This is a genomic window from Kovacikia sp. CALU 1929 (assembly GCF_056784235.1).
The window spans coordinates 194,975-204,757 of the sequence record NZ_JBXBCF010000075.1; the positions used below are offsets into that span (position 1 = coordinate 194,975).

The window sequence follows — 9,783 nt, forward strand, 5'->3', positions numbered from 1 at the left end:
ACTTGACGGAGCAACAATATAGCTAAAGATGGCAAACTATTCTATTTTGGTACATACGCTCTGATTGGTGGATAATTTGGGCTAAGGTTAGCCCGATCGAGATCTTCAAACGATCGCAAATTCAACCACTCACGAGTCCAGTAGCGAACAAAGTCTCGCAATGTTGGGCATTTGCTGCCATTCATTAGCTTTCCAGCCTTGTGCAAAGGCACGGTTGTAGCGCTCGATAATATCCAGATCGCGCAGGAACACATCGAGCGCCATTCGGAGAAGAGCCTCTACCCGTTGTCCACGTTGGGGATTGTTGACCTTGCCCATTGAGATCGCGGTGGCTCGTCCTGGTTCAACCTGAATATCGATTTCACTCTGGACAGCCCTATCTCGACTGATGACCCGATGCCCCTGCCATTGCTGGCAGGGGCATCGGACTTATTAAAGTAACACTAAGGATGATGCTGGCAAACGCTCGTCTCATGATGAAAAACCTCCATTGTTCTACCGAATTAGCGATTGATGCGGAAAAAGCTGTTAATGACCACAGAAACTTCGGTATCTGCGGGAACAACAACAATCGTATTGCACCGAATCAGGTCTTGAATGGCTTGCTCAGACCGTTGGTTGATGCGTGCCGCTGTCGTGTTGAAAAACCCGTCAATCAGGGCAGGTAACAAACTGGGTCTGCGCGATCGCCGAATGGTGTTACTGAAAAAGCGGTTTGAACGGATGGAATTGCTGAATTCCTCAGTCGGCTCGTTGAGCAATGCTCCTGCTCTACCCAAAGCACTTAACCCACCCACTAGCAAGTCTTATCCGGCGATTTCACCTCCGAGATCGTGCAGCCTCTGGGCAACCAATGGTTCTCCCTGTCTACCCTGAATCAGGACGGCACCAGGAGGAATGGTCTCCTGCCTGAAGTCCCCATCTCGACTCCGGTAGAGCACTGCGAGTCTCTGCGAGACACGGCGCTAGCAGAAACCAATTAATTGTCTTTGTTCACAGCAGTTGCTTGCACAATCAATTGAGTACCTTTTGGCAGGGCAACGATGCCATCCCTCGTTCTCATCGCTTCGGTTAACTCAACCTTGAACCGACTATTTTGGGTGTTACTGTCCTCACCACCATTGGTATCCCAAGCCAACGGTGTCATCACCCTTGCTGGTATCTTGGTTCCAAGAGACACCTCAACGGTTGAAACCAGCGATTGATCTGGATGGGTGGAAGCGGTCAGAATCGGAGCATTGAGTGAGCGATCGTCCGAGACACTGCCCTGTCTCAGGAACCGACATCCCTGCGTTTTGAAGCAGCAATGTTGTCCAGAGTGTCTATTTCATCCCTGTTCTGCTTGTTCAGGGAAAACGCTTCTGGAATTAAGGGTTGAGCAGCCTGTGGTTCTAGCTCAGCTAAATTCTGCTTGTTTTTAAGTCAATAATTTCTTTCTGTAAATTTTCCATTGAAATTTATATGGCTTGAGCAGGGAACCAAACCTGCTGCCATTGACCATTGAGTTCGAGGATGCTGAGAATCGCCAAGGCTTTACTGTCCTTAGATCGCCAACTGGTTCCCTTCCGTTTCTGGCAATGTTCAATCACTTGGTCCACTCCTTGGCTTTGCTGTTTTGAGTATGAGTTGAGAGTTGTATGAACTGAAACTTCGTTCCAATTCATACTGCTATTCAGCACCACCACTCGTTTTTCTACCCAGCCACTGCCAATCGTTTTGCCAACCTGCTTGCGGTGCTCATAATCAGTCTTAAATATCAAGTTTGACAGAGGGCAACTAGCCAGTTCTCGCTACCAGTAGAATAACCCCATAGAATAACCTTGTAATGTCATAGATGATTTAGGACTGCTATGTGCGTATGGCTAATCATAGACCGTTATCAACGTTGAGCCCAGAGCCAACCCAGACACAAATGATTCGGCACTTGCGGAGAGCCAATCAGGTTGCCATTCGTGCCCGTGAGTTTGGTCATCATCCCTTTGGTGCCATTCTGGTCGCGTCGGATCATGAAACGGTTTTGTTAGAGCAGGGAAATGTGGATGCTGTGAACCATGCGGAATCGGTTCTGGCACGGGTGGCACACATGAATTTCAGCCCTGACTACCTGTGGAAATGTACGCTTTACACCACCGTAGAACCCTGTGTCATGTGTGCGGGAACTCAGTACTGGGCTAATATTGGGCGGCTGGTTTATGGTATTTCAGAAGCACGATTACTGGAACAGACCGGCACTGACCAGCAAAATCCAACGATGAACATGCCCTGTCGCGATGTGTTTGACCGTGGACAAAAAGACATTCAGGTTTCGGGTCCGTTTCGTGAAGTGGAGGAAGAAATTGTGGTGGTTCATCGAGATTTTTGGCGGGATGCTAAAAGCATAGAAGCTTAAGAACCCCAGCTTTTGAAAAAGTTGGGGTTCTGAAAGCGTCTGACCGACTCCGCACTCCGCCCTGGCTGAACCAGGGGTGCCAAACTGACGCCACAGCCTCCTAGGAGAACGATCGCAGCCTTGCCTGGTAAGTGGCATTGTCTAGCCCATCTCCCACATCTGCCTGTGCAGGATCGATGACCTGCTGCAAGCGGTTAACCCGGTCAGACGTTGCTGGGTGAGTACTCAAAAAAGTGGGTGTGGAGGATGACCGCTGCAACAACTTAGCCATGAAGGAAACCATAGCTGACTGAGCATAGCCTGCCTGAGTCATTGTCTTAAGTCCCAGTTGGTCTGCTTCAAACTCATCGTTGCGGCTATTGGGTCGTCGGAGTGCCAGTTCTACTCCCAAATTAACCAGCGTATTGCGGTTAACACCCGCCAGAGAAGCAACTCCACGGGCAAGCGCCATATCCTTCATCTGTTTCAAGGCATGTTGCCCGGCGATATGTCCAATTTCATGCCCAATGACACTGGCAAGTTGAGCTTCGTTGTCTGCCAGCCGCATTAGCCCTGTATTCACATAAACAAAGCCACCCATCGTCGCAAAAGCATTTACGCTAGAGTCATCGACGACCTGAAATGTATAGGGAATATTGGGACGACTGCTGCTGGCTACCAGCCGTTGACCGATGTTATCTACATACTGCTGCACTCTGGGATCTCGATGCAGCCGGATCTGACTGCGAACCAGTTGCGCGTTAATTTGTTGACCTAGTTGCACTTCCTGCCGGTCTGAAATGTTGGAAAGCTGGATGACCTGAATCCCTTGCAGTATCAAGTCACCCCAGGAAATTGCTCTAGCGACAACAGGTTGTCCCAGCCACAGCCCCAGAGCCACGATAATGGAGAGTAGAGGATAAACCCAACGGGAGGATCGGCGAGAACGGCTAAAAAGAAGATTAAACATGATGGTTGTGGAGGAGTAGAGAGCAACAAACCTATAATCAAGAATGCCCAATATAAAACGAGTTTTTTGACTGCGAGAGGTAACATTTTGTTCCTTTGCAAGGTCAGAGGATGCTCCTGACAACAATCGCTTCAAACGCATGGCAGAAAAGACCGAAGGTTACAAAATTATTAGTGACAATCGTCAGGCTCGGTTCCAGTATGAAATTCTGGAAACTTACGAGGCGGGCGTTGAGCTAAAGGGAACAGAAGTAAAGTCGCTCCGAGCTGGCAAGGTTAACTTGAGAGATGGGTTTGCTCTCATTCGCAATGGTGAAGCACTGTTGCTGAATGTACAAATTTCTCCTCATCAAACGACTAACCAGATCTTTAACCACGATCCGCGCCGCACCCGTCGTCTGTTGCTCCATAAGGATGAGATCCGCAAGCTGACTGGCAAGGTAGAGCAGCAAGGACTCACGCTGGTGCCGTTGAAAATGTATTTTAAGCAGGGCTGGGTCAAGGTTGTGATTGCCCTGGTACGCGGGAAAAAACTTCACGACAAACGGGAAGATATCCGCAAGCGGGAGGATCAGCGCAATATGCAGCGGGCATTGAAACATCAATGAGGGCGATCGCGGTTAATCGAAGCGGTCATCTGGACAAAATGGCTTGCCACTCTGCCTCAGAGAGGGGCTGTACCTGAAACTCTGCCCCGAAGCATTGACTTGCCGATTGCACCAGAGCTTCGACCACTGTTTCGAGCCGTACCTTGCCGGTTTGAGTCAGGGGCAGGGGAGAAAATTGGACCTCGCTTCCAAAGACCTGCTGAAATAGCTCGGCATCTGGCTGAATCTGAATAGAACCGTGCTGCAACAGGGCGTGACGGCTGTAAAGCTGGGCGCTACCAATCAGTTTAGACCCATCCGCAGTCACCAGATCGGCGTGGGTGGCAGTGCCAAAGCAATTGGGATTATGGATATACCCCCGCCCAGCTTGACCGTAGTGCAGCTCTACCCCCAGCGATCGCCACCCCTGAATCAAAAACTCAGACACGGCTTGGTAAACCTGAAGCCGGTTTCCACTGAATCCTGAGGTAATTACCGCATAGGTTAGGTCTCCACAGTGCAGTACTGCCCGCCCGCCTGTCGGTCGCCGCACCAACTCAACCGGGCATCCCCGCCAGGTCAGGTGCTGCCAATGTTCAGCCCAATGGCGCTGATGATAACCAAGGGAAATTGCCGCAGGATTCCAGGTATAAAACCTCAGTGTCGGTGGCTGCAACCCCTGTTGGTGTTGCTCCAGTAACCAGGCATCTACCGCCATTTGGACCTGTCCCGATGCTTCCAGTAATGGAATCAACCGCCAGGTTTGTTGAGTGGCGGGGTAGAGAGGTGGATGATTAGATAAGAGACTTCCACCCATCCACTCTCCCCCTTCCAACGGGGTAGTTATTTCTGCCAGCCTTCACTAGCTGCCCCCATACTGGGCTTGCAATGCTTCGTCATGATCATCGGCGAGGGTTGCCACAATGGTGATAGCGCGTGAAATTTCGCCGGGGGAAACGTCTGCCAGCGATCGCGTCGAAACCACCACAACCTGACTATCCAAAATAGCAAAGCGGGATTCCAGCGTGCTGGACCAGTTCATTTCCAGGAGCTTTCGCATTAAGTTAGGTTCATCCTTTGCAGGGAGCTTTAGGATCGAAGACCAGACCGTTAACGAGTCCTCTTCGGTGAGACCGCTTAACTGAACAAATACCTCTACGGTGCCGTAATTAAACTTCCAGAGGTATCCCTGCTCACTGTGATTGACCATTGCCGTATGGTCACTTGCCAGACTGGCGATTACCGTTTCAATTACCTCTACTGGATTGTTGGCAGTGGTTTCATCGATCAACTGGCTGACCGAATTATCATTGGTGGAAATGCTGTCAGGATTAGATTGAAGGCTGGTCATAGGAAACTCTGTTCAGTAGGTAGTCTGAATCTGCATCTACGTTACCGCTGATTGGTGGATGCCGTCCCCTGGTATCCTGATTTCTTTACGTTTAAGACGATTTTCGCTGGCGATTGCGGTCAATCCCATGCAGAAACATCGGCACAAACTTCTCAACAAATGCTTTGGGATCGCGGTTCCAGGCACGTTGGGCAATATTAAACCGAGTTATTTGCAGGTCAGGTGCCAGCAAAGACTGAGGTAGACGCTCCATCAAGTACTGGGGACGTTCCCACAGAGGCATGGTTTCGGCAATATCCAGAAGCTTCCCAACTCGACGCAGTTCCGCCCCCAGTGTAATGTCCATGCCAGACTCATAAGCGGCTTGCTCGATGATGGCATATTTCCGCTTAGCCGCTTGTACTTTTTGTCGGTGTTCCGGGCTTTTATCAGCAATTTGAGCCAGCCAGCGGTTGCCCCAACGCACGTGAGCCGCTTCTTCAGGAAAAATGCGCTCAATCGTTTCACGAATCTTAATATTTTCCTCAGTTTGAGGGGCTTGTTTCAGGGCGTGGATATGGGCAGAAAAGTACTCACAACCCCGCTTTTCAGTGATGTTAATGGTTGCCAAAACCCCAATGATGCCCTCTTCCCAATTTTGCTCATCGTAGGAGTCCTGATCTAATAGGCGCTCGAATTCATCAATGTAGAGCATCCCTGGGGGCTTGCCAACATTGGCTCCTAGCTCAACTAACAGATCTGTCAGCCACATGGCATGGCGAGCTTCGTCAGAAATGTGGCGAGACAGGTCACGCACTAGCTCAGGAGGCTTACCATTCAATCGCTCTGTCAGGTCGGTCAGATCTTTGCAACTGCGCTGCTCACTAAAGCGATAGCGATTCAGTGTAATCAGGTGAATTTCGCGATCGCGCACAACCTGACTCATCACCTCTCTTGCACCTAAACTTTGCTGAAATTTGCGGGGATAAGCAACCGTCATAACTTTTGTTTCTTTTTGTAACTAAATACCCTGTTGATCGTAACGCAATTCTCAGCCTAGATTACTTAAGCCAATCTGAATTCCCCATCCGGTTTTAAGGCGATGAAACTCTTTTAGGAAAGGGAAGTCCCTGAGTTTGGCGATCAAGTGAGAAGGGAGTTACCGATCGCGCGTCTGATGAAAAATTATTGCGGCTCAAAGGGCGTGAATGCTTGTAAAGCAGGGAAAGTATCTCCACTGTCAAGTTCGTTAATCTGAAATTCCCAGGCGGTGGACTCAATCGGCATAAATTGTGGTGAAGAATAACGAGAAACGCCTGTTAAATAACCGATGTAGTTCCCCATCAAAAAGTAAACTCCCACCATGGCAGCGGCTGAAAAAGCTACCAGCGTCCCCGCCAGCATCAGGGAAAACTCGCGGCGATCGACTGCCTGCTGCATTAGGTGCAGAGACCAGGCGACGAGGGCAATTACAATAGCAAGGATGGTTATCAGCATACTTTACGTATTGTAACAGATACTCAGGAAATGCAACCTCCTTGTTACATTGCTCAGGTAAAAAGCTGAATTAGTGGTCTGAGGAGTAAGGAGTGAGGAGTGAGGAGTCGGTCAAGGTATCCAAATGCTCAGCAGCAAACTATCTCAGCAACCCTAAATTAATGGCACTGACTTACAGCTATTTTCATTTGTGTATGCGACACCGATCCATCCATTTCGTTCCCAGGCTGAGCCTGGGAACGAAATGGATGATGGGAACGTGCGGTCATTCCTAGTGCAATTTCAGACAAGCTTTTGTGTAAACTCTATGTTGCCCGTTGCCCTCATCCCCAACCCTTCCCCCTGGGGAGAAGGGAGCCAGAACTCTTGTTCCCTCGCCCCTTGGGAGAGGGCTAGGGTGAGGGCAGAGTTGGACGATGCACAGGAGGTTTGTTGATACTACACCAGGTTTCCGGTTTTTCCGTTACTCCAAGCTCAGCTTTGGGCAACGGTAACAGCTTTTACATCAACCCGGCGATTAAAAAGAATTTGTGGGTGTAGCAAAGTCTTCAACAAAATCCAGAGCGATCGCAGTTCACCTGGAGAGCAACGGCTGCGCCACTGTCCTGGACGACAATAGAGTAGTTCAGTTAAGCACCGTTGTTGACTTAAACTGAGTTCATCAAACAGCACTCGCACCGTTGAGAAATCTCCTTGGAAGCCTGTGCAAGTTGCCCCTCCCGATATCATCAAGCGATCTTCTAAAAGCTCTAGCGTTACGGGTAATAACTGCTCCACCGTCGGTTGCTGCTTGGGACAATTCCTAATCGCCGGAAATCCTTTCTGAGTGAATGCCACTTCTGCGCCAACTTCCGAAAGCATAGTCGTGGAACCCCAAAAGGTTTGCTCACCTACTTGCAATCGTACCGTTCGTCGCAGGTTAAACCAATCATAGGGATCAGGACGGGGAACGTCCGTCAGAATCAACAGAGCGAGTCCTAACATCAGCAGATTGTAGGCGCTCCACAGCCATCCAATGCCAAACCCCTTCAAATGTTCAATTGTGTGTGCAGGCAGGGTCCGTTGTAATGCCCCCATTGCCAGACACATCCCTAAGTTGAGCCACAGGCTTAGTGCCGTCAAGATAAACACAACGATAAGTGGGAAGGCAAGCCGCCAGTTAAAGGAGTAGCGATCGCTGGCAGTGCCTTTGGGAGTCACCTTAAAGCCTTTCCCGAATGGGTTCAGCATCACTTGAACCACAGTCAGTGCCAAAGGGAAAGTAAGCACCAGAGAGTAAATATCCGATAAAAAAGCAGAGCGGGAGCGGAAATTCAACCAAGAAAAGGCAGTCAGTTGTACCAGATAGTAGGGGAGGAAAAAGTAAAGTAACTCTGTCTCAGAGGCTTTCAGCGGAATCACCCCCAGGAAGGCATAGGCTAAGGGCATGAGGAGAAAGCCAACCCGTGAAATGCTGGTGAACCAATGCAGCAAACCTTCCAGATGGGCTAACCGTTGCAGCGGAGTTAAACCTCGAATGGTAAGCGGGTTGAAGCGAATGAAAAAGGCTTGTAGAGTGCCTTGTGCCCAACGGATACGTTGCAAGGCTTGTGCAGAAATGTTTTCAGCCGCCAATCCAGCGCTCAGTTTTTCATTCAGATAGACCAGGCGATAGCCTTTGGATGCCAGATGAATTCCGGTGAAGTAATCTTCGCTAAGGGACTCTGTGACAAAACCCCCTATTTTTGTCAAAGCTGAGCGCCGCACTACAAAAGAGGTGCCAGAACAAATGACACCTCCAGCAGCATCCCGAACAGGCTGAATCTGGCGGTAGAATACTTCTTCCTCCGGAGTGAGCACATCTTCCAGACCCAGATTCCGAGCGATCGGGTCAGAGTTGTAAAAGCTCTGAGGAGTCTGCACTAAGGCAACCTGAGGGTCTTGGAAGAACCCCACGGTGCGAATCAGGAAGTTTTTGGTAGGGACAAAATCGGCATCGAAAATCACTACTAATTCTCTCTGCGTCAGGGATAACGCATGGTTTAAATTGCCTGCCTTGGCGTGGCGATTGTCAGGACGGGTCAGATACTCGCAGTTTAGTTCGTCTGCCAGTGCCTGCACCTCTGGTCGGCGGGTATCATCCAGCAAATACACCGTTTTAGATGGATACTCTAATGCCTGACAGCCAATCACCGTTCGTCGCAGGATAAAAATAGGTTCGTTGTAGGTGGGAATCAGAATATCAACTGTTGGGGTAAAGCTGCCATTCCCAACAGCTTCAGACAGGCGATTGGCTTCTGGTCTGCGATCGCGCACCCGCAACAGCAAAAAAAGTTGGATTACGCCTCCTACCAACATCAGCAATTCCAGCGCTAGCAACCCCAGGCTAAACATTCCGTTTAGGGGATCGCTGAGGTTCAGGGTGGAGAGAATGCGCCACAACACATACCGAATCGTTAGCACAATCAAGATCCCAACCACGATGGTTCTGGACCAGGGACGCGGACGGGGGGAAATGTTTGTGATTGCCAACACTAACATCATCAGCGCCACTGCCCAAAACAACAAAAACTCACCAGCTACCATGGGCACCATTAACCACATGGGTGGATTGTCTTGAAGGGTGTTGAGTTGCTCAAAGATGGCACGGATGGTTCCTTGTCCCGCAAACCAAGCAGCCGCAATCGCAGCTGTAAAAGCCACAATTCCAAGCATGACTAAGGTTGTGAGGTGAAGCGGCGCAATTTTCTTCTGACCGAGCACTGAGGCAGTGGAGAGGTTGGGATGGGATAGTGTCATTGGGTTTAATCCGGAGTCTGATCAGAAATTCAACTGAAGCCGACTTATCAAAACAATTACTTTCAATCTAGTCACAGCCTATTCATAGGGTTGGTAGTTATTCTTAAGTTCAGATAAGAGAACACTGAGAAGGTAATAATTTCTCCGTCGGAAATTTGCACTAGAATTCACTGAAGGGATCAGTTTTGTGGATTACTTATTACAAGCGATCGCCCTCGATAAAAGAGCGATCGCTGAATTTTGGATTTGCGATT

Annotated in this window: 13 protein-coding genes; 2 read left to right on the forward strand and 11 right to left on the reverse strand. The window is 49.5% G+C overall.

The features are described 5' to 3' along the window. Positions 1–129: 129 nt before the first annotated feature. From AC1S52_RS19360 to AC1S52_RS19380, 5 genes are all read right to left on the reverse strand, one after another. Positions 130–318, reverse strand: a complete 189-nt coding sequence (locus AC1S52_RS19360; protein WP_482030684.1) for a hypothetical protein — start codon at positions 316–318, stop codon at positions 130–132. A gap of 185 nt (positions 319–503) precedes the next feature. Further along, entirely contained in the window at positions 504–803 is a 300-nt protein-coding gene (locus AC1S52_RS19365) for a hypothetical protein (RefSeq protein ID WP_482030685.1), read from the reverse strand. 3 nt (positions 804–806) lie between these two features. Then, positions 807–941: a hypothetical protein gene (locus AC1S52_RS19370; protein WP_482030686.1), complete on the reverse strand. Its 135-nt coding sequence runs from the start codon at positions 939–941 to the stop codon at positions 807–809. A 38-nt stretch (positions 942–979) separates the two neighbouring features. Continuing rightward, complete coding sequence (locus AC1S52_RS19375; RefSeq protein ID WP_482030687.1) at positions 980–1,147, reverse strand: hypothetical protein; 168 nt, start codon at positions 1,145–1,147, stop codon at positions 980–982. 310 nt (positions 1,148–1,457) lie between these two features. Then, entirely contained in the window at positions 1,458–1,760 is a 303-nt protein-coding gene (locus AC1S52_RS19380; RefSeq protein ID WP_482030688.1) for a hypothetical protein, read from the reverse strand. A gap of 152 nt (positions 1,761–1,912) precedes the next feature. On the opposite strand from AC1S52_RS19380, the gene AC1S52_RS19385 reads away from it, so the two are divergent. Beyond that, positions 1,913–2,389: a nucleoside deaminase gene (locus tag AC1S52_RS19385; protein WP_482030689.1), complete on the forward strand. Its 477-nt coding sequence runs from the start codon at positions 1,913–1,915 to the stop codon at positions 2,387–2,389. 100 nt (positions 2,390–2,489) lie between these two features. On the opposite strand, the gene AC1S52_RS19390 is transcribed toward AC1S52_RS19385, so the two are convergent. After that, positions 2,490–3,338, reverse strand: a complete 849-nt coding sequence (locus AC1S52_RS19390; protein ID WP_482030690.1) for a M48 family metallopeptidase — start codon at positions 3,336–3,338, stop codon at positions 2,490–2,492. A gap of 139 nt (positions 3,339–3,477) precedes the next feature. Here AC1S52_RS19390 and smpB point away from each other — a divergent pair, with 139 nt between their 5' ends. Further along, a complete protein-coding gene (smpB, locus tag AC1S52_RS19395) occupies positions 3,478–3,945 on the forward strand; it encodes an SsrA-binding protein SmpB (RefSeq protein WP_482030691.1) in 468 nt (155 codons plus the stop codon). A 25-nt stretch (positions 3,946–3,970) separates the two neighbouring features. Here the strand turns inward: smpB and AC1S52_RS19400 are convergent, their stop codons facing one another. From AC1S52_RS19400 to AC1S52_RS19420, 5 genes are all read right to left on the reverse strand, one after another. Further along, complete coding sequence (locus tag AC1S52_RS19400; protein ID WP_482030692.1) at positions 3,971–4,741, reverse strand: lipoate--protein ligase family protein; 771 nt, start codon at positions 4,739–4,741, stop codon at positions 3,971–3,973. A 45-nt stretch (positions 4,742–4,786) separates the two neighbouring features. Then, a complete protein-coding gene (locus AC1S52_RS19405) occupies positions 4,787–5,275 on the reverse strand; it encodes a YbjN domain-containing protein (protein ID WP_482030693.1) in 489 nt (162 codons plus the stop codon). A gap of 91 nt (positions 5,276–5,366) precedes the next feature. Then, positions 5,367–6,254: a ferritin-like domain-containing protein gene (locus AC1S52_RS19410; RefSeq protein ID WP_482030694.1), complete on the reverse strand. Its 888-nt coding sequence runs from the start codon at positions 6,252–6,254 to the stop codon at positions 5,367–5,369. A 185-nt stretch (positions 6,255–6,439) separates the two neighbouring features. Next, positions 6,440–6,751: a hypothetical protein gene (locus AC1S52_RS19415; protein WP_482030695.1), complete on the reverse strand. Its 312-nt coding sequence runs from the start codon at positions 6,749–6,751 to the stop codon at positions 6,440–6,442. Between the two features lie 474 nt (positions 6,752–7,225). After that, on the reverse strand, positions 7,226–9,529 hold the full coding sequence (locus AC1S52_RS19420; RefSeq protein ID WP_482030696.1) for a glycosyltransferase family 2 protein: 2,304 nt from the start codon (positions 9,527–9,529) through the stop codon (positions 7,226–7,228). Positions 9,530–9,783 lie beyond the last annotated feature (254 nt).